Below are 17,068 nucleotides of genomic sequence, written 5' to 3'. Positions count from 1 at the left end.
TCAGGGTCGGGCTTCGGCACGAACGATCAGCGTGCCGATGTGTCCCGGCTTGGGAGCGTCCACGGTTCGGGCCTCGGCGGCCGTGAACCCGGCGCGGGTCAGGAAGCGTTCCCAGACTGCTGGGCGGTAGCTGTAGCGGTAGGTGAACATGGCCTTGCCCGCGAATCCGCCCTTGTACATGCCTTGGGGGCCATACGCGCCAGGAATCGCCGGCGGCTGGGAGAAGACGAACGCGCCGCTCGGGTTGAGTCGAGCCCGCACGAGCGGGAACAGACGGCTGGGGTCGGCGAACCAGGCCGCCCCGAAGATCGAGTAGACCGCGTCGAACATGCCGACGGAGGCCGCCAGCCACTCCAGGACCTCCCCGCACTCGAATGTGGCACCGGTGTCCGCCCACCGCTCGCTGGTCTTCTTCACCATGACCGGAGAGAGGTCCACGCCGTGCGCCTCGATGCCCTGCTGTGCCAGGAACGCGAGCGCCCGGCCGGTGCCGCAGCCGATCTCCAGGACGCGTCGCGGGCTGCCAAGCAGTTCGGGCCCGGGCCCGTGCCCGGCGTACTGGGTCCAGCAGAACGTCGGCTCGGCATCGTCCTTGAAGGCGGACTCGGCGTAGGCGTCCCACAGTTCGGTCTCGGCGGCGATGTCGTGCGGTACGGGCACAGCGTGTTCCTCAGGGTCTCGGACTGGTGCGCGGGCAACCCCCGCCCTCCGGGGGGAACGTGAGGACGGGGGCGACTGTAGTGGGGTCAGTGACTGTCGGGGACCTTGTCGTCGCACGGGGAGCAGTCCGCGCCGTCGATGGCCCACAGTTCGTCGTCGATGGGCCAGCCCTGGGAGCGGAGGAACTCACCCGTGCGCAGGCACAGGCCGTCGCGGCGGCGCTGGATGAACGGGGCGTGGTGCTTGAACCGGCCGCAGTTGTAGAGGCGACAGATGCCCCACCAGACAGGTGTGTCGAGGATGAGCTGGTGAACGCCGATGTCGACGAGCTTGCCGACCCCGAGGTGCTGGTCGGGGTTCTCGATGGAGCCCATGACGTACATGACGGCGTTGCCAAGGATCCGTTCCGCCATGTCGCGCACCATGGTGTGGTCACGCAGGAGCAGGGCGATCTCCCGGTCCCACAGGCTCATCCCGGAGTCGAAGACGTTGACGGTCAGTTCGGTGATGTGCGGTGCGACTGCGTTCAGCAGCGCTTGCGGGTCCCGGGTGAGGGTCGCGGTGGGACTGTCGAGCGTGACGGACATGGTTCCCTCCCTTGCTGGATGGGTGCCCTCCCGATGGGGGACACTGGCTCGCCCGGCTCGGCGCGCACGAGCTACCGTTTCGCGCGAAAATTCAGAGCGCAGTCACGCCCGCGTGCCGCCGAGGTTCTCGTAGTGGTCGGTCAGGGCATTCACCGACCGAGCAAGCTTCTGCACCACGGCGCCCCGGACCGGCATCGTCAGGCCGTTCCCGAGGCGCAACTTCCTGCGCGCCTCCCCCACGCACGCCAGGGCGCAGTGCCGCAGGATGCTGTCCTTCGGCTGCCGTCCGGCCATCGCCTCGACCTCGGGGATGAGCAACTCCATGTGGCTGCGCAGCGCAAGAACGAGCGCGTCCATCTGGCTCGTCTCGATCTCGGAGGGGGCGTCTACGAGGCCACGTCGCACGTTGGCACGCATCGCCTCGATGTCGGGCGGTCCTGTGAGGGCATGCCCTGCCGTGTCGGGCGCTGCGGCGGCGTGCGTCATGTCGACTCCTTGCAGTCGGTCACGCCCCCGGAGGCTCCGCCGCCTCGCCGGGGTTTCGTCGTCCATGCCGACGCTAGGAGTGTGCTGCGCCGCGCTTCCAGCAATGTGCAGATCTGTGCACATGCTGCCGCTGCCCAGCATTTCGGCTGACAAAGGCCCTTGACCCTGCCGGTCTACGGAACGACTGTTGTGCACAGCCATGCACATCCCGTCGACGGAGGCAGCTGTGTCCTTAAAGTTCATCGGGATCGACCCGAACACCGGAGATCACGAATCGCCAACGGTCTGGGTCGACCAGGAGAGGCAGGAACTCGTGCTCCAGGGATGGAAGGCAGGCCCCGAACTCGAAGCCGAAGCAGCGGCGTTCGAGGTGCCTGGGCACGCTATCGGGATCCCCGAGAACGAGGCGGTGATCCGTGTACCCGCCCGCATGGTGCCGATGATCAGGGAGGCCTGCGATGCCCTCGACACCGACCGCGTTCGCTGACCTCCTGGCGAGCGCCACCAGGTCCGCAGTCCACCTGGAGATGCGCGACACCTACGCCGTCGACTACGAGAGCGGCCCCTTCGCCGACTGGCGCGCCGGGTTCCAATACGACCCGGACGACCGCGCCTCCTGGTGGAGGGACTGGCTCAGCTTGGTGGCGGAGACGACCACGCGGGGCGTGGTGATCCGGCGGGCGCGCATCGTGTCCGAACCGGTCAGCGAGTACACCCACTTCCTGCACAGCTTCACCTTCACCAACATCGCCGCAGGCGAGCACATCAGATGGCTCCCCCGCCGCCAAGCGTCAGACCTCTGCCTGCCCGGCAACGACTTCTGGCTGTTCGACAACCAGACGGTCTACTGGAACCACTTCACCGGCGACGGCGCATCCGCCGGAGGTGAGGTCTCCCACGACCCCGCGGCTGCCAAGCTGTGCAGCGAAGCCTTCGAGGCAGTCTGGGACCGAGCCACCCCGCACGACCAGTACAAGATCCGCTAACCCGAACAAGCACTGAACAGGCCAGCTCATGCCCATCTCCCCGTCCTCGTCCGCCCAGGCGGCGCGCGAGGTCGTCGCCCACCGACTGCGCGACCTACGCAAGGGTGCGGGGCTTTCGGTGACTGAGCTGGCCGGCCGCTGCGACTGGCATCATTCCAAGACCAGCCGTATAGAAAACGCCAGGACAGCGCCGACCGCCACGGATATCCGCCTGTGGTGCCGAGCCACTGACGCAGCCGACCAGGCTGACGGCATCATCGCTCAGTCCCTGCACGCCGAATCGATGTACACGGAGTGGCGCACCCAAGTCCGCTCCGGCCTCAAGGCGCTGCAGGGCAGCGAGCCCCGCTTGTTCCAGGACACGCAGCTCTTCCGCGTCTACTCCTCGTCCCTGGTGCCCGGCCTCCTTCAGACCGAGGGCTACGCCGCCGGCGTCCTCGGCATCAGCGCCCGTTTCCGAGACGTACCTGTGGACGACAGTGCGGAGGCAGCCCGGGCCCGTGTCGAACGCAGCCGAATCATCCACGAGCCCGGGCACCGACTGGTCGCCGTCATCGAGGAGGCGGCACTGCGCCATCAGGTGTGCGATGCCGACGCGATGGCTGCACAGCTCGGGTACCTGCTCACCGCCGGAGCGCTCCCGCAGGTGTCCCTCGGCATCGTCCCCATGGCGACGGCCGGAAGGGAACAGTGGCCGCGCGAGACGTTCCACGTGTACGACGACCGCCTCATCAGTGTCGAGCTGGTCTCTGCCCGCGTACGGATCACGCAACCGTCCGAAGTCGCGCTGTATCTGAAGGCGTTCGAGCAGCTGCGCAGCATGGCTGTATATGGCGCCGATGCCCGCGCCCTGATCCTTCGGGCCATCGAAGTCCTGCACTGATGAATCACGGCCCTGCGGCCACTGACAACTCGGCTCAGTTCAGCTCGACGAGCCGCCGGCCCCGGCCCTCCGCGACACGGAGGGCGTCGTCGAGGGCCTGGGTCAAGCACTCGGCGAGGAAGCGGAGTTCGCCGGGCGGGGTGTTCGGCAGGATCTCGCGTGCGTGGTCCAGGAGTTGGCTGCCCATGCCGAGCTGAACAGACTCCGTTGCGTCGGCCAGTCGAGAGAGCGGCCCATCGCGATCGTCGGTGATCAGGTAGCAGGGCTTACCCCCGGAACCCTTCCAGGGCAGCAGACGCGGCGGCTGGCTCACGCGACCTCCAGCCCGTGGGTGCAGTACGGATCGGTCACGTACGGGCGTACGGCCCTGGCGGCGGTGGCGTCGAGGGGCGTGTCGAGTCCGTACGGGCTGCGGTAGCGCGGGAGGGACAGGGGCTGGACCCGCCAGGGGGCGGCGGGAGGTGTGGGGTCCGGTACGGGTGCCCTGCCGGGCGGGAAGAGCAAGAGACTCACCCAGGCGGCAAGGCGGCGGATAAGGTCGGTCACGTCATCAGCTCCAGTTCAGCTGGTGGCCACGCCCCCGGACGGCTCCACCCGTCGCGGGGGTCCTTCGTACCCCTACCATAGCGGAGGGAATCTAGGCATGCTAGGGATCACAGGGATTCCCTGTATCGCACGGATGTACAGGCATGCGGATGATGGTGCGGTGATGGAATTCGCTCCCGACATCCCCCGCTGGCGCCAGGTCGCCGAGATCGTCCGGCGCCGTATCACAGACGGCACGTACGCACCGCGCACGAGGGTGCCGTCCGTCGTGCAACTCACGGCGGAGTTCGGGATTGCCAACGCGACAGCACACAAGGTGCTGCGGGCCCTGCGCGCAGAAGGGCTGACCTACACGGAACCCGGCCTCGGCTCCTTCGTAGCAAAGCGCCCCGCCGAAGAACCCGAACCGCCCGCATAGGGCAGTCCGGCGACGGGGCGTCACACGCTCAGTTCTCCGACTAGGCGCCCTTCGGCCCCGCCTGCTGCACCACATCGAAGGACCACAGGGTGGAGCCGGAGGCAGCAGGCTTGGGACGCTCGGCGCCCTCGCCGCCGCCCTGGTGCGCGGCCTTCATCGGACCCTCCATCCACGCCTGGAACGACTCCTCGTCCCGCCATCGCGTGTAGACGAGGTACTGGTCGGTGCCCTCGACGGGGCGCAGCAGCTCGAACCACTCGAAGCCGTCGGAGTTCTCCACGGCGTGGGCGCGGGAGGCGAACCGCTTCTCCAGCACCTCCCGCTGCTCGGCGGGAACGGTCAGCACGTTGATCTTCACTACGCTCATGGGTCCATCCTGCCCCGGCCCACCCGGTCCAGCTCAGACGGGAGGGCTCGTGCCGGGCAGCGGAAAGGCCGTCGTACCGCCCGCGCCCGGCACGACCCGTGTCCTCGCCCTCGCGCCGTAACCGTTTTCCCTCAGGCCACGACAGCCTCAGAAATTTACTTAACTCCTGTACAACCCTTACGCCCCGACGCCGGTCTCCTGATCGCCGAACGCTCCGTGAACCGCAGGACAACTCGCGACGAACACGGACGTCCGCACCCCATCGACTGGGGATGCCCCGCCAGGCATTCCCGCATGCCGCAGGAGAATCACGCATGCACAAGCCTCTGCGACTCGCCCTCGCGACGGCCACCGCCGCCGCGCTGACGGGCGGTCTGCTCACGTTCTCGACCGTGATCGCCACGGCCGCTGACTCCACAAGCGTCCCGCAGGCCGACTTCAACAACGACGGGATCGGCGACACGGCCTTCTCCGCCGACGGCGCCTACGTGGGCGGCAAGAAGGCGGCCGGCCAGGTGGTCGTCCTCTACGGCTCCGCCGCCGGCGTCTCGTCCGCCAAGCGCTCCACGATCAGCCAGGACACCGCCGGCAGCCCCGGCACCGCCGAGACCGGCGACCACTTCGGCTCGGAGACCGCGTACGCCGACTTCAACAGCGACGGCTACGACGACCTCGCGGTCGGCTCCCCCGGTGAGGACGTGGGCAGCGACACCGACGGCGGCACCATCGCCATCCTGTGGGGCTCGGCCTCCGGCATCACCGGCAAGGGCGTCACGGTCGCCGACCCGGCCCCCACCGCGCACGACTACTGGGGCAAGAACCTCGCCGCCGGTGACTTCGACGGCGACGGCAAGGCCGACCTGGCCGTCGGCAGCTCCGCCGCCACCATCTACGTCCTCAAGGGCGGCATCAACAGCTCGGGCACCCCCGGCGGCAAGTACACGATCAAGCCCCCGATCATGGGCAGCGACGCGAACGGCCCGCTCAACCTGACCGCCGGCAACATCAACGGCGGCCAGGAGACGGACCTGGTGGTCGACGGTTTCGAGACCGCCAGCGCCGAGGGCTGGAACCGCAACTACTACATCCCCGGCGGGGTGAACGGCCTCCACATGTCCGAGGCCATGACCCTCAAGCCCGGCGTGATCACCGCGATCGGCGACATCGACCACGACGGCTACGGCGACGTCGTCAGCGGCGCCTACTGGAACCCCACCGCCGGGGACGGCACCCCCATGCCCGACTCCGGCAAGGGCGGCAAGGTCTGGGTGACGTACGGCTCCGACGGCGGCCCCCTCACCACCAGCGCCACGGGCATCACCCAGGACACGGGCAATGTCCCCGGCACGGCCGAGGGCAACGACTTCTTCGGCTACGAGCTCGACCTGGGCGACGTCAACGGCGACGGCTTCCTCGACCTCGCGATCGGCGTGGCGGGCGAGAACATCGGCACTGCGACGGACACCGGCGCCGTCACCGTCCTCTACGGCACCGCAAGCGGCCTGAACACCGACTCCGGCGCCCAGTCCTTCGCCCAGTCCACCGCGGGCGTGCCCGGCAACGACGAGGACGACGACTTGTTCGGCCAGGACGTCAAGCTCGACGACGTCACCGGCGACGGCAAGGCCGACCTGCTCGTCGGCTCCGCGGAGAACGCCGGCAACGGCGCGGTGACCTACCTGCCCTCCGACGGCACGAAGATCATCACCTCAGGCTCCCGCACCGTCTCCCCGAGCACCTCGGGCGTCTCCACGACGGGCACGCCGTACTTCGGCGCCAACTTCGCCGACTGAGCAACCCTTCCGCCGGGCCCACCCCCGTGGGCCCGGCCCCCTCCTTCGTCCCGGAGCCCCGCCTTGCGCACCCGCACCCTCCTCGCGGCCGCCACCCTGACCACAGGCCTGCTCACCGCCCTGCCGGCCACGACGGCCACCGCCGCCCCCGCCCGCTTCTCGGACGACTTCAACGGCGACGGCTACCGCGACCTGGTCACCGCCGCCCCGTCGGCCACGGTCGGCGGAAAGGCCCGGGCGGGTGCGGTGGTCGTGAACTACGGCTCCAAGTCCGGGATCAGCGCCTCCCGGCACACGGTGATCACCCAGAACACCGCGGGCATCCCGGGCACCGCCGAGACGAACGACGAGTTCGGCGCGGCCCTCGCCTCCGGCGACCTCAACCGCGACGGCTACGCCGACCTCGTCGTCGGTACCCCGGACGAGAACGACGGCGTCGGCACCGCGGTCGTCGTCTGGGGCGGGAAGAACGGCCTCTCCGGCGCCTGGACCGTACCCAACCCCGGGTCCTCGGCACACGACGAATACGGCCTCACCCTGGCGGTCGGCGACTTCACGGGCGACGGGCGCGCCGACCTCGCCGTGGGCAGCCTCGGCAAGGACGTCTGGATCCTCGAGGGCGGCTTCACCAAAGCCTCCGGCGCCGTGTCCCGGTTCGTGCTGCGGACCGAGCTGGAGGCCGGTGTCATCCACGGCGCCCAGGGCCTGGCCACCGCCGACGTCAACGGGGACCACGTCGACGACCTGGTGATCAGCGGCACCGACGAGCGGACGTACGACGACGGCCAGCTGGTGTACACGGGCTCCGCCGACCCCGCCACGCCACTGTCCCTGCAGACCTTCGTGCACAGCGGCGCCTGGCGCACGGCCGCCGTCGGCGACCTCAACGGCGACGGCTACGACGACGTGGTCACGGCCACCGCCCCCGGCTCGGTCTCCGCGAACGACGGCGGCTCGGTCCGCGCCTACCTGGGCAGCGCGAGCGGCCTGCGCACCACTCCCCAGGCGACGATCACCCAGAACAGCCCCGGCCTCCCCGGCACCGACGAGCCCGAGGACTGGTTCGGTCACTCCCTCTCCGTCGGCGACGTCAACGGCGACGGGTACGCGGACGTGGCCGTCGGCGCGATCTACGAGGCCATCGGTCCCGACTGGCAGGCCGGCGCCGTCACCGTACTGCGCGGCTCGGCCGCAGGCCTGACCGGCACCGGAGCCCAGTCCTTCGCCCAGGACACGGTCGGCGTCCCCGGCTCCGCCGAGGACAACGACTTCTTCGGCTCGGCGGTCCGGCTGTCGGACCTGAACGGCGACGGCAGGGCGGACCTGTCCGTCGGCGCCCACGGGGAGAACGACTCCGACGGCGCGGTATGGAGCCTGCGCGGCTCGGCCTCCGGCATCCGGACCACGGGCGCGGTGTCCTTCGGCCCGGCTGCGACCGGCGTCCCCGCCACGGGCTACCCGAGTCCGGGCCGCCTGATGGGCCAGTGAAGGGCCCGATGAGGCTCTGCGAAGGGCTCGCGAAGGGCTCGGTGAGGGGCCGGTGGAACCGGGGGAATCCCTGGCACGTCCCCTGACGGTCCCTTAGGGGATGTCACAGGTCGGCAGCAAAGCCGGGCCCGTACCCCCGGGCCCGCCACGTCACTCTCCGGGACCAGGTACGTTCGATGACGTGGCTGGATTCAGGAACGGACGCGGGGGCCGGGACAACCGCACCCCCCAAGGACAACAGGCCCCGCAGGGACCGTCGTACGGGCACGGACAGGGACGCACACCCGGCGGCCGGGGACAGGGCTACGGACAGCCCGGAGGCCGGCCCCAGGGCCCGTCGTACGGCTACCCCTCGGCGCCGCAGCCGTCGTACCCGCCGCAGGGGCAGTACGGCTACCCGGGCCAGGCCGACGACGGACCGGAGTACTTCGGCGACGGCGGCTACCCGGGCCAGGCGCACGGCGGCCACGATCCGTACGCCGCGAACAACCCGGGCCACACCCAGGCCTTCTCGGTCGACGAGGCCGCCGGCTACACCCAGGGCGCGACCTACCACGCCGGCGCGGCCGCCCCGTCCGGACCGACCGGCCCGCCGCTGCACTGGAAGGAGCTGCTGAAGGGGATCATCTTCTCCCCCGACCAGACCTTCCTGCGGATGCGGGACTACACGATGTGGGCCCCGGCCCTGATCGTCACGTTCCTCTACGGCCTGCTCGCCGTCTTCGGCTTCGACGGCGCCCGCTCGGACGCGATCAACGCGACGCTCTCCAACGCGATCCCGATCGTCCTGATCACCGCCGTCGCGCTGGTCGTGAGCGCCTTCGTCCTGGGCGTGGTCACCCACACCCTGGCCCGCCAGCTCGGCGGTGACGGCGCCTGGCAGCCCACGGTCGGCCTGTCCATGCTGATCATGTCCCTCACGGACGCCCCCCGCCTGGTCTTCGCCATGTTCTTCGGCGGCGACGCGGGCTTCGTCCAGGTGCTCGGCTGGGCCACCTGGATCGGCGCGGGCGCCCTGCTGACCCTGATGGTCTCCCGCTCCCACGACCTGCCCTGGCCCAAGGCGCTGGGCGCGTCGGCGATCCAGCTGATCGCGCTGCTGTCGATCGTGAAGCTGGGCACGTTCTAGACGTAGTGACGAGAGAAGGGCCCCCGGCGCTGCTGGGGGCCCTTCTCTCGTTACTGCTGTTGCTGCTGCTACTGCTGCTGTTGTTGCCGTCTAGGCGTCAAGGACCTGCCCGGCCCGCTTCACCACGGGCGGCTCGACGCTCCACGGGAAGTTGATCCACTCGTCGGTGCGCTTCCAGACGTACTCGCACTTCACGAGGGAGTGGGACTTCTCATAGATCACGGCGGAGCGCACCTCGGCGACGTGGTCGAGGCAGAAGTCGTGGACGAGCTTCAGCGTCTTCCCGGTGTCGGCGACGTCGTCGGTGATCAGCACCTTCTTGTCGGAGAAGTCGATGGCGTTGGGAACCGGCGCGAGCATGACGGGCATCTCGAGGGTCGTCCCCACGCCGGTGTAGAACTCGACGTTCACCAGGTGGATGTTCTTGCAGTCGAGGGCGTAGGCGAGCCCGCCGGCGACGAAGACACCCCCGCGCGCGATGCTGAGCACGATGTCGGGCTCGTACCCGTCGTCGGCGATGGTCTGCGCCAGCTCACGGATAGCGGCACCGAACCGCTCGTAGGTCAGGTTCTCCCGTACGTCACTCATGTCGTCGTCGCCCTCACACCTGGGTCCGATGGAAGTTCTGGAAGGACCGCGAGGCGGTCGGCCCGCGCTGCCCCTGGTACCGGGAGCCGTAGCGCTCGCTGCCGTACGGGAACTCGGCGGGCGAGCTGAGCCGGAACATGCACAGCTGGCCGATCTTCATCCCCGGCCAGAGCTTGATCGGCAGGGTGGCGAGGTTGGACAGCTCCAGGGTGACGTGACCGCTGAACCCCGGGTCGATGAACCCGGCGGTGGAGTGCGTGACGAGCCCCAGCCGCCCGAGCGAGCTCTTGCCCTCGAGCCGCGAGGCGAGATCGTCCGGCAGCGTGATGACCTCGTACGTGCTGGCCAGCACGAACTCACCGGGATGCAGGATGAACGGCTCGTCGCCGTCGGGCTCGACCAGTCGCGTCAGGTCGGCCTGCTCGATGGCCGGGTCGATGTGGGGGTACCGGTGATTCTCGAACACCCGGAAAAAACGGTCGAGACGCACGTCGATGCTCGACGGCTGCACCATGGATTCGTCGTAGGGATCGATGCGCACCCGCCCGGCGTCGATCTCGGCCCGGATGTCCTTGTCTGAGAGAAGCACGTCCCGAGGATACGCAAGGCGCGCGGAGCCGTGACAATCGTGACGGCTCCGCGCGCCTTTCGATCTTGCAGCGCCCTGCCCGCTATCGCTTCTGCAGCGTGACCGGTACCGCACTGCGGAGCCGGGCACACCGCGGACACCTCACCAGCCGGCCGGGGCCGAGCCGCTCGGCCTGCTGCATCGGGAACGAAGCGGTGCTGAACACGTGCCCGTCCGCACAGCGAACGACGGTGCGTTCCATCAAATCCCTCAAGTCCCTTCCCCAAGAGCCGCGTCCGGCTTACTGCCCTGACGACAAAAGCCACATTACGGGATCAAAGAGACGACTCTCCAGGCGGCACTCCGGCCCCACCCGGACCCTCTCCCACCTCTCCACGGTACGCCCCAACTCGCGTGCCCCGCACCGGGATCCCGCCCCTGCAACCCACCTGCTCCACACCCCCAACGCACGCGGACCCCCGCGGTCCGAGCACCGGGGGTCTGCGATGAGGTACAGTGAGCGAGCGTTCGGACATTCGACTCCGCGGAGCCGAATGTCCGTATTACGCGGGTGTAGTTTAATGGTAGAACATCAGCTTCCCAAGCTGAGAGCGCGAGTTCGATTCTCGTCACCCGCTCCAGAGAGAAACCCCAGGTCAGCGGCCTGGGGTTTGTTTGTTGCCTAGACCAATTTGAGGGCGGCCTGCCCTCTGCGTGCCCTGACGCGACAAGGTCCACCCGCTCGAGATCCCCACGGTCATCGCCCGACGCGGCCCCGAACACGGCTCCGGCCTCGGAGTCCGCCGCTGGGTCGTAGAAGGCGCCATCGCGCTGCCGCACTGGTTTTGGCGCGTGCGCATCCGCTGGGAGATCCGCGACGGCATCCGCCAAGCCTTCATCGCCCTCGGCTGCGCCATCATCTGCTGGTGACGGCTGAAGACCAGTCAGCCCCTAGTGCCGGGCGTCGTTGTTGCTGCCGAGGTCGGGTACGTCGGCGGACAGCAGGTGTTCGGCGCCGCCTTCGAGGGCCTTGGCCGTCTCGGTCGAGCGGGGGAGCATGGTCTTCTCGTAGGTGCGGATGGCGTCGGCGACGGTGGCGGCGTTCGCGAGAGCGAGGGCGATTTCGCCGGCGTCGAGCATGGCGAGGTTGACGCCGACGCCGAGCGGGGGCATGAGGTGGGCGGCATCTCCGAGCAGGGTCACCGTCGGGTTGTGTTCCCAGGTATGCGGGACCGGGAGGGCGAAGATCGGGCGGTCGACGTAGGGGCCGTCGTTTTCCGTGATCATCCGGCGCATGCGGGGCGACCAGTGGGCGTACTCGCCCAGGAGCAGGGCGCGGATGCCTTCGGTGTCCTCGACTGTCAGGCCGCTCGTGCTGATCCAGTCGAGGGGGACTCGTTGGATGATGTAGACGCGGATGTGGTTTCCGCTGTTGCGCTGGGCGAACAGGCCGCGCTCGCCGTCGGCTGCGTGGGCGCTGCCCTGGCCGACCAGCTCGGCCATGTCCGGGTGCCGGTTCTCGACGTCTGAGAACCATGCTTCCAGGAAGCTCACGCCGGTGTACTCGGGGACGGCGGGGGACACGGCCGGGCGTACCCGGGAGGAGGCGCCGTCGGCGCCGATGACCAGATCGGTCTGGACGGTCGTGCCGTCGGTGAAGTGCAGTTGCCGTGGCCCGTCGTCGGGTCCACTGATCATGTCGAGGGCGCGGCCCCAGTGCACGGTTCCCGGTTGCAGGGAGTCGAGCAACAGGTTACGCAGCTGGCCACGGTCGATTTCCGGCTTGAAGAGTTCGTGGGCCGCCGGGACTTGATGGGACGTGATCGTGCCGGTCGGGTCCATCTGGCGCATTTCCTGCCCTTCGGGGCGGGCGAGCTTGAAGAACTCGTCGAGCAGACCGGCTTCGCGCAGGGCGATCTGGCCGCTGTCGGCGTGCAGATCGAGGGTGCCGCCCTGGTTGCGCGCGTCGGGGCCCCGGTCGCGGTCGTAGACGGTGACAGTTATGCCGTGCTGCTGAAGGATGCGGGCGCAGGTCAGTCCGCCGGGGCCGGCACCGATGATGCTGATGCGTGCCCGGGCGGGTTCTGGGGAGTTCATGGTTGTCCCTTTCAGTCGGAGAAGAGGGGCGAGCAGGCCGGGCGTTGTCGACCCCGGCACCGGATGTGCCACGCAGAGGGGCCTCTCAGGTGAACAGGTCGGCGCAGGGCAGACGATGACCAGGCTGACGAGGGATGTGCCGCTCATCAGGTACTCGCGATAACCCATAAAATCAGAGCGAGTAGAAAAGTGCAACGACTCTACTTAGCGACTGATTCGACTATCGAGTACGCTGTAGCCATGACCGTGCCCTCTGCCAGCCGCCGCGACCGCAAGAAGGCGGCCACCCGGCAGGCGATCGCCGACGCCGCACTGCAACTCTTCCTGGAGCGCGGCTACGACCAGGTGAGCATCCGTGACATCGCCGACGCCGCCGACGTGTCGACCGCGACGGTGTTCAAGCACTTCAGCGGCAAGGAAGCGCTGGTATTCGACCAGGACGAAGACCGAGAGTCACAATTGATCGCCGCGGTGCGCCAGCGACCCTCCGACCAAAGCATCCTCGATGCCCTTCGGCAGCACGTCCTGGACACCTGGCCGTCGATCGAGACGCATCCCCAGGCGGCCGAGTTCACCAACCTGGTGAACTCCACGCCGGTGCTGCGCGCCTACGCCGAACGCATGTGGACCCGGTACACCGACAGCCTCAGCGCAGTCATCGCCGACGAGTTCGGCGTGGACCACGACAACCTCGCATGTGTGGCTCTTGCCCGATTCGTACTCGAGATCCCGGTGCTCGCTCGCGGCCGGCAGGACCGCCGGGCCGCCGTCGAGGCAGTCTTCGACATCCTCACCCACGGCTGGGAGCCGCCGAGCAAGCCGCCCGCGCAGTAGCGCCTGGGCCGTTTCCTGGGCCCGTCCTCGACCAGCGCTTCACGAAGGGCGATAGCTCTGCGGAGGGTGGAAAGCTCCCGCAGAGCGAAGCACGCTGAGCGTCACCGGCTCGTCGAAGGAGGCGGGATCCTCCAGCGTGAGGCCGCTCGCCTGAGTCGCGCCACTCATGCAGGCGTCGTACTCGCGCCGAGTGATGCCTGTCTGGGGGCGGTGGGCGGACCACACCTCCTTTGGAGGGCGACGTGGACTGAAGCGATGCGCGCCATGCCCACCACAGCCATGGTGGGCGCGGTCGCGTACAGCAGACCAGGGGTCCCGGATGATCTCGGCCTCGCTCATGCCCCGGCGCTTGGCCGCCTCCTTGATGATCGCCAGGTCCCGGACCGCCCCGGGCGCGGGCGCCGCGGTCGCCCCGCCGGAACCGCCGGGTGGCCTTCGTCTCGCTGCTGGGGTCTCGGCGCGCTCGTCGGCACGGTCGCCCGCCGATGACGACGGCAGCCGCGCCCAAGCCGTCGACGGAGGTCACAGCGCTGTGACCGGAAAGACTCGACGGCAACAGTGCGGCCCGGGAGAGCAATTTCTGTGGTCGTGAAGTGAGAAATCGACACGGCGCACGAGAAATATTCCTGAGACGGCAGACGGCCAGGAATTATCCACCCCGCGAGGTCGCTCACGACGTGCTACTGTCGGTGTCAGTTGCAGGTGTGGTTGCCAGAAGGTTTTTCCGACGGCTGATCATCACGGCGACACGGAATGCGCACAGGGTGCATTCCTGACACCGCCTCCGAAGGAGAAACAAAATGGCTACTGGCACCGTGAAGTGGTTCAACGCGGAAAAGGGCTTCGGCTTCATCGAGCAGGACGGCGGCGGCCCCGACGTCTTCGCCCACTACTCCAACATCGCCACCCAGGGCTTCCGCGAGCTGCTGGAAGGCCAGAAGGTGTCGTTCGACATCGCGCAGGGCCAGAAGGGCCCGACGGCCGAGAACATCGTTCCCGCCTGACGCGTCGCACTGACACATACTTCGCAGCTGGGGCCCGCACCTTGGGGTGCGGGCCCCAGCTCGCTTCATTTTCAGGGTGATTCAACCCTGCTTTTTCCGGCTCGTTCTCGAGATTCTCTGCGCCGTTCATTTCACTGCGGAAATTCCTTGAATACGCGCCCGCATCGAGGAAGGTTCCGCATGAACCGTGCACGCACAACTCGCACATACGACCGCTTCGGAGGAAGCGCTGCCGTCGGCCGCTCCGCTGTTCAGAGCCGCTCCAAGGGCTACGGTGGCCGGCGGGCTGCACAAGGTGAGTTCGCACTGCCGAAGACGACCACACCGGCGTTGCCCGCCGTCGAGTCGTTCGCCGATCTCGCCATGCCGACGCCGTTGCTGGCCGCGCTCGGCCACGAGGGCGTGACCGTACCGTTCCCCATCCAGGCGGCTACCCTGCCGAACTCCCTGGCCGGCCGTGACGTACTCGGTCGCGGCCGCACCGGCTCGGGCAAGACCCTCGCCTTCGGTCTCGCGGCACTGGCCCGTACGGCGGGCCGGCGCGCCGAGCCGCGTCGGCCACTGGTCCTGATCCTCGTCCCCACCCGTGAACTGGCCCAGCAGGTCACCAACGCGCTCGCTCCCTACGCCCGCTCGGTGAGCCTGCGGCTCGCCACCGTCGTCGGTGGAATGTCCATCGGGAGGCAGGCCGGTGCGCTACGCACCGGTGCGGAGGTGGTCGTCGCGACGCCCGGTCGGCTCAAGGACCTCATCGACCGGGGCGACTGCCAGCTCGTCGACGTCGGCATCACGGTGCTCGACGAGGCCGACCAGATGACCGACATGGGCTTCATGCCCCAGGTCACCGCCCTGCTCGACCAGGTGCGCCCCGGGGGCCAGCGGATGTTGTTCTCGGCCACCCTGGACCGCAACGTCGACCTGCTGGTCCGCCGCTACCTGACCGACCCGGTCGTTCACTCCGTCGACCCGTCGGCCGGTACCGTCACCACGATGGAGCACCACGTACTCCACGTGCACGACGCGGACAAGTACCGCACGACCACCGAGATCGCGGCCCGGGACGGCCGGGTCATCATGTTCCTGGACACCAAGCACGCGGTGGACCGGCTGACCGAGCACCTGCTGAGCAGCGGTGTCCGCGCCGCGGCTCTGCACGGTGGACGGTCCCAACCGCAGCGCACCCGGACCCTGGCGCAGTTCAAGGACGGTCACGTCACCGTCCTGGTGGCCACCAACGTCGCGGCCCGCGGCATCCACGTCGACAGCCTCGACCTGGTCGTCAACGTGGACCCGCCCAATGACCACAAGGACTACCTGCACCGGGGCGGCCGTACGGCCCGCGCCGGGGAGTCCGGCAGCGTCGTCACCCTGGTCACCCCCGGCCAGCGCCGCGGCATGACCCGGCTGATGGCCTCGGCCGGCATCACCCCGCACATCACCCCGGTCCGCTCGGGCGAGGCGGAGCTGAGCCGTATCACCGGCGCCCAGACGCCCTCCGGCGTCCCGGTGGTCATCACCGTGCCTGCCGTGGAACGCACCCGCCGCGCGTCTTCGTCCTCCCCAGGCCGCCGGGGCCGCACCGGCCAGGGCCGACCCGTCGGCGCGGGGGTGCGCCGCAGGGCACAGCGGCGGCCCGACAACGACTCGGCTGCTTAGGCCGGCGCAGTCCCCGGAGCCCCCTTGGCCTCCCGGAAGCCGCCGTGGTCTCCCGGGGCCGCAAGGGCCGCCAAGCCGACCATCCCTTACCGAAGGAGACACCCTTGACGCCAGCGTGGACGCAGTACCGCCGTATGCCGGACCCCGCCCCCGTGACCGCGGTCGAGGACATCGAAGGGCACTGGCCTCGGGTATGTGACGACATGACCGTCGAGGTGGCTCTGGCCGTCATGGCGGGTGCCCGGGTCGAGTACCTGACCGTGTGCGACGGGGACGACGAGAGCACAGGCTTGGTCACCCGGCTCCGGCTCGCCGTTCTCCGCGACAGTTCCGCGTACACGGACCGGATCCGTCTGCGGGACGTCCTCGACGAACCACTGCCCTCACCTGGCGGCCGCTCGGGCGGCGTCGGTGAGTACGGCCGGGTTCCGGGCGTACCCGCCCTCGCGTGCTGATCCGTCTCGCCCCGGGCGGCCCGTTCTCCTTCTCCCCGCGACTTCTCCCCTGTGAGGCATCATGCGCTGTGTCATCGCCCGGTACCCGTTCGACCTGACCAGGACCGGGGTGTTGGCCTCGATGAAGGGCGTCAGGCCCGAGCTCGTCACGGGGGCGTCCGTGACCATCGGCCGCCGCCGCTACCCCGTCAAGCAGGTGGGCCGGGTCGTCACGCGACAGGACCCCCGTGACTTCACCGCCGGCGAGGTCGTGCGGGCGATGACGCGTCTCGGCTTCACCTGCCACGACCGCCCCGAGGGCGCGCCCGTGGGCGAGGGTGGACCCACTCTCCTCCACACCGCGTCCGCGCTGCTCGGCGGCACCGGCCCCGTGGCCGTGTGAGGACGGGCGGGAGACCGCCCTCAGGAGCCCGGTGGGGCCCTGCCGACGCGCGTCGGCAGGGCCCCCCCCCGGGTGGGGCGGCCAGAGGGGGATGTCCCGGCGGGGCACGGGGGGGGGGGGGCCGATGACACGGCGTCCGGG

The 17,068-nt window shown here is 69.2% G+C and carries 21 protein-coding genes and 1 tRNA gene; 13 read left to right on the top strand and 9 right to left on the bottom strand.

All coding sequences use genetic code 11. The features are described 5' to 3' along the window. The 3 genes from ACFYZZ_RS43035 to ACFYZZ_RS43025 all read right to left on the bottom strand — a co-directional run bounded on the left by ACFYZZ_RS43035 (position 1) and on the right by ACFYZZ_RS43025 (position 1,733). Positions 1–660: a class I SAM-dependent methyltransferase gene (locus tag ACFYZZ_RS43035; RefSeq protein WP_389188832.1), complete on the bottom strand. Its 660-nt coding sequence runs from the start codon at positions 658–660 to the stop codon at positions 1–3. 86 nt (positions 661–746) lie between these two features. Continuing rightward, on the bottom strand, positions 747–1,247 hold the full coding sequence (locus tag ACFYZZ_RS43030) for a hypothetical protein (protein ID WP_389188829.1): 501 nt from the start codon (positions 1,245–1,247) through the stop codon (positions 747–749). 102 nt (positions 1,248–1,349) lie between these two features. Further along, complete coding sequence (locus ACFYZZ_RS43025) at positions 1,350–1,733, bottom strand: DUF6415 family natural product biosynthesis protein (RefSeq protein WP_389188826.1); 384 nt, start codon at positions 1,731–1,733, stop codon at positions 1,350–1,352. Between the two features lie 226 nt (positions 1,734–1,959). Between ACFYZZ_RS43025 and ACFYZZ_RS43020 the strand changes: the two genes are divergently transcribed. From ACFYZZ_RS43020 to ACFYZZ_RS43010, 3 genes are read left to right on the top strand one after another with little or no spacing between them, the layout of a single operon-like run. After that, positions 1,960–2,220, top strand: coding sequence for a hypothetical protein (locus ACFYZZ_RS43020; RefSeq protein ID WP_389189087.1), 261 nt, complete (start codon positions 1,960–1,962; stop codon positions 2,218–2,220). Continuing rightward, positions 2,192–2,719, top strand: coding sequence for a DUF6879 family protein (locus ACFYZZ_RS43015; protein ID WP_389188823.1), 528 nt, complete (start codon positions 2,192–2,194; stop codon positions 2,717–2,719). The genes ACFYZZ_RS43020 and ACFYZZ_RS43015 overlap by 29 nt, the downstream gene beginning before the upstream one ends. Before the next feature lie 28 nt (positions 2,720–2,747). Next, a complete protein-coding gene (locus ACFYZZ_RS43010) occupies positions 2,748–3,602 on the top strand; it encodes a helix-turn-helix domain-containing protein (RefSeq protein ID WP_389188820.1) in 855 nt (284 codons plus the stop codon). Between the two features lie 34 nt (positions 3,603–3,636). On the opposite strand, the gene ACFYZZ_RS43005 is transcribed toward ACFYZZ_RS43010, so the two are convergent. Further along, a complete protein-coding gene (locus tag ACFYZZ_RS43005; RefSeq protein WP_389188817.1) occupies positions 3,637–3,915 on the bottom strand; it encodes a hypothetical protein in 279 nt (92 codons plus the stop codon). Continuing rightward, entirely contained in the window at positions 3,912–4,148 is a 237-nt protein-coding gene (locus ACFYZZ_RS43000) for a hypothetical protein (RefSeq protein WP_389188814.1), read from the bottom strand. Before ACFYZZ_RS43000 ends, ACFYZZ_RS43005 begins: the two co-directional genes overlap by 4 nt. A gap of 163 nt (positions 4,149–4,311) precedes the next feature. Between ACFYZZ_RS43000 and ACFYZZ_RS42995 the strand changes: the two genes are divergently transcribed. Beyond that, positions 4,312–4,566: a GntR family transcriptional regulator gene (locus ACFYZZ_RS42995; protein ID WP_389188811.1), complete on the top strand. Its 255-nt coding sequence runs from the start codon at positions 4,312–4,314 to the stop codon at positions 4,564–4,566. Positions 4,567–4,606: 40 nt separating this feature from the next. Here ACFYZZ_RS42995 and ACFYZZ_RS42990 read toward each other — a convergent pair whose 3' ends face one another. After that, positions 4,607–4,933, bottom strand: a complete 327-nt coding sequence (locus tag ACFYZZ_RS42990) for an antibiotic biosynthesis monooxygenase family protein (RefSeq protein ID WP_389188808.1) — start codon at positions 4,931–4,933, stop codon at positions 4,607–4,609. Positions 4,934–5,247: 314 nt separating this feature from the next. Between ACFYZZ_RS42990 and ACFYZZ_RS42985 the strand changes: the two genes are divergently transcribed. The 3 genes from ACFYZZ_RS42985 (at position 5,248) to ACFYZZ_RS42975 (ending at position 9,343) form a co-directional block, all read left to right on the top strand. Further along, positions 5,248–6,726 carry a VCBS repeat-containing protein gene (locus ACFYZZ_RS42985; protein WP_389188805.1) on the top strand — a complete coding sequence of 493 codons (1,479 nt, stop codon included), beginning with the start codon at positions 5,248–5,250 and terminating at the stop codon, positions 6,724–6,726. A gap of 63 nt (positions 6,727–6,789) precedes the next feature. After that, positions 6,790–8,214 carry an FG-GAP-like repeat-containing protein gene (locus ACFYZZ_RS42980; protein ID WP_389188802.1) on the top strand — a complete coding sequence of 475 codons (1,425 nt, stop codon included), beginning with the start codon at positions 6,790–6,792 and terminating at the stop codon, positions 8,212–8,214. A 100-nt stretch (positions 8,215–8,314) separates the two neighbouring features. After that, positions 8,315–9,343, top strand: a complete 1,029-nt coding sequence (locus ACFYZZ_RS42975) for a YIP1 family protein (RefSeq protein WP_389188799.1) — start codon at positions 8,315–8,317, stop codon at positions 9,341–9,343. Between the two features lie 90 nt (positions 9,344–9,433). Here the strand turns inward: ACFYZZ_RS42975 and ACFYZZ_RS42970 are convergent, their stop codons facing one another. Together ACFYZZ_RS42970 and dcd are read right to left on the bottom strand one after the other, a co-directional pair. Then, positions 9,434–9,931, bottom strand: a complete 498-nt coding sequence (locus ACFYZZ_RS42970; RefSeq protein WP_389188797.1) for a phosphoribosyltransferase — start codon at positions 9,929–9,931, stop codon at positions 9,434–9,436. 13 nt (positions 9,932–9,944) lie between these two features. Next, positions 9,945–10,520, bottom strand: coding sequence for a dCTP deaminase (gene dcd, locus ACFYZZ_RS42965; protein WP_386572966.1), 576 nt, complete (start codon positions 10,518–10,520; stop codon positions 9,945–9,947). 546 nt (positions 10,521–11,066) lie between these two features. Between dcd and ACFYZZ_RS42960 the strand changes: the two genes are divergently transcribed. After that, positions 11,067–11,140 (top strand) — tRNA-Gly (locus tag ACFYZZ_RS42960). Between the two features lie 310 nt (positions 11,141–11,450). Here ACFYZZ_RS42960 and ACFYZZ_RS42955 read toward each other — a convergent pair. Beyond that, a complete protein-coding gene (locus ACFYZZ_RS42955) occupies positions 11,451–12,596 on the bottom strand; it encodes an FAD-dependent oxidoreductase (protein WP_389188794.1) in 1,146 nt (381 codons plus the stop codon). A gap of 240 nt (positions 12,597–12,836) precedes the next feature. Here ACFYZZ_RS42955 and ACFYZZ_RS42950 point away from each other — a divergent pair, with 240 nt between their 5' ends. The 5 genes from ACFYZZ_RS42950 to ACFYZZ_RS42930 all read left to right on the top strand — a co-directional run bounded on the left by ACFYZZ_RS42950 (position 12,837) and on the right by ACFYZZ_RS42930 (position 16,927). Next, positions 12,837–13,430, top strand: coding sequence for a TetR/AcrR family transcriptional regulator (locus ACFYZZ_RS42950; protein ID WP_389188791.1), 594 nt, complete (start codon positions 12,837–12,839; stop codon positions 13,428–13,430). Between the two features lie 800 nt (positions 13,431–14,230). Then, on the top strand, positions 14,231–14,434 hold the full coding sequence (locus ACFYZZ_RS42945; RefSeq protein ID WP_030648194.1) for a cold-shock protein: 204 nt from the start codon (positions 14,231–14,233) through the stop codon (positions 14,432–14,434). A gap of 180 nt (positions 14,435–14,614) precedes the next feature. Continuing rightward, positions 14,615–16,090 carry a DEAD/DEAH box helicase gene (locus ACFYZZ_RS42940; RefSeq protein ID WP_389188788.1) on the top strand — a complete coding sequence of 492 codons (1,476 nt, stop codon included), beginning with the start codon at positions 14,615–14,617 and terminating at the stop codon, positions 16,088–16,090. A 134-nt stretch (positions 16,091–16,224) separates the two neighbouring features. Continuing rightward, positions 16,225–16,545, top strand: a complete 321-nt coding sequence (locus ACFYZZ_RS42935) for a CBS domain-containing protein (protein ID WP_389189084.1) — start codon at positions 16,225–16,227, stop codon at positions 16,543–16,545. A 61-nt stretch (positions 16,546–16,606) separates the two neighbouring features. Continuing rightward, entirely contained in the window at positions 16,607–16,927 is a 321-nt protein-coding gene (locus ACFYZZ_RS42930) for an SCO5918 family protein (RefSeq protein ID WP_389188785.1), read from the top strand. Positions 16,928–17,068 lie beyond the last annotated feature (141 nt).

Origin of the sequence: Streptomyces sp. NPDC001816 (assembly GCF_042892235.1) — a bacterium.
Taxonomy (GTDB): Bacteria; Actinomycetota; Actinomycetes; order Streptomycetales; family Streptomycetaceae; genus Streptomyces.
This window is presented reverse-complemented; position numbering and strand designations above follow the sequence as displayed.

Coding starts and splice junctions, on each gene's coding strand:
- ACFYZZ_RS43030 (WP_389188829.1), bottom strand. CDS start 1,247: ATGTCCGTCACGCTCGACAGTCCCACCGCGACCCTCACCCGGGACCCG.
- ACFYZZ_RS43025 (WP_389188826.1), bottom strand. CDS start 1,733: ATGACGCACGCCGCCGCAGCGCCCGACACGGCAGGGCATGCCCTCACA.
- ACFYZZ_RS43015 (WP_389188823.1), top strand. CDS start 2,192: ATGCCCTCGACACCGACCGCGTTCGCTGACCTCCTGGCGAGCGCCACC.
- ACFYZZ_RS43010 (WP_389188820.1), top strand. CDS start 2,748: ATGCCCATCTCCCCGTCCTCGTCCGCCCAGGCGGCGCGCGAGGTCGTC.
- ACFYZZ_RS42995 (WP_389188811.1), top strand. CDS start 4,312: ATGGAATTCGCTCCCGACATCCCCCGCTGGCGCCAGGTCGCCGAGATC.
- ACFYZZ_RS42990 (WP_389188808.1), bottom strand. CDS start 4,933: ATGAGCGTAGTGAAGATCAACGTGCTGACCGTTCCCGCCGAGCAGCGG.
- ACFYZZ_RS42985 (WP_389188805.1), top strand. CDS start 5,248: ATGCACAAGCCTCTGCGACTCGCCCTCGCGACGGCCACCGCCGCCGCG.
- ACFYZZ_RS42975 (WP_389188799.1), top strand. CDS start 8,315: ATGTCACAGGTCGGCAGCAAAGCCGGGCCCGTACCCCCGGGCCCGCCA.
- ACFYZZ_RS42970 (WP_389188797.1), bottom strand. CDS start 9,931: ATGAGTGACGTACGGGAGAACCTGACCTACGAGCGGTTCGGTGCCGCT.
- ACFYZZ_RS42955 (WP_389188794.1), bottom strand. CDS start 12,596: ATGAACTCCCCAGAACCCGCCCGGGCACGCATCAGCATCATCGGTGCC.
- ACFYZZ_RS42950 (WP_389188791.1), top strand. CDS start 12,837: ATGACCGTGCCCTCTGCCAGCCGCCGCGACCGCAAGAAGGCGGCCACC.
- ACFYZZ_RS42945 (WP_030648194.1), top strand. CDS start 14,231: ATGGCTACTGGCACCGTGAAGTGGTTCAACGCGGAAAAGGGCTTCGGC.
- ACFYZZ_RS42940 (WP_389188788.1), top strand. CDS start 14,615: ATGAACCGTGCACGCACAACTCGCACATACGACCGCTTCGGAGGAAGC.
- ACFYZZ_RS42935 (WP_389189084.1), top strand. CDS start 16,225: ATGCCGGACCCCGCCCCCGTGACCGCGGTCGAGGACATCGAAGGGCAC.
- ACFYZZ_RS42930 (WP_389188785.1), top strand. CDS start 16,607: ATGCGCTGTGTCATCGCCCGGTACCCGTTCGACCTGACCAGGACCGGG.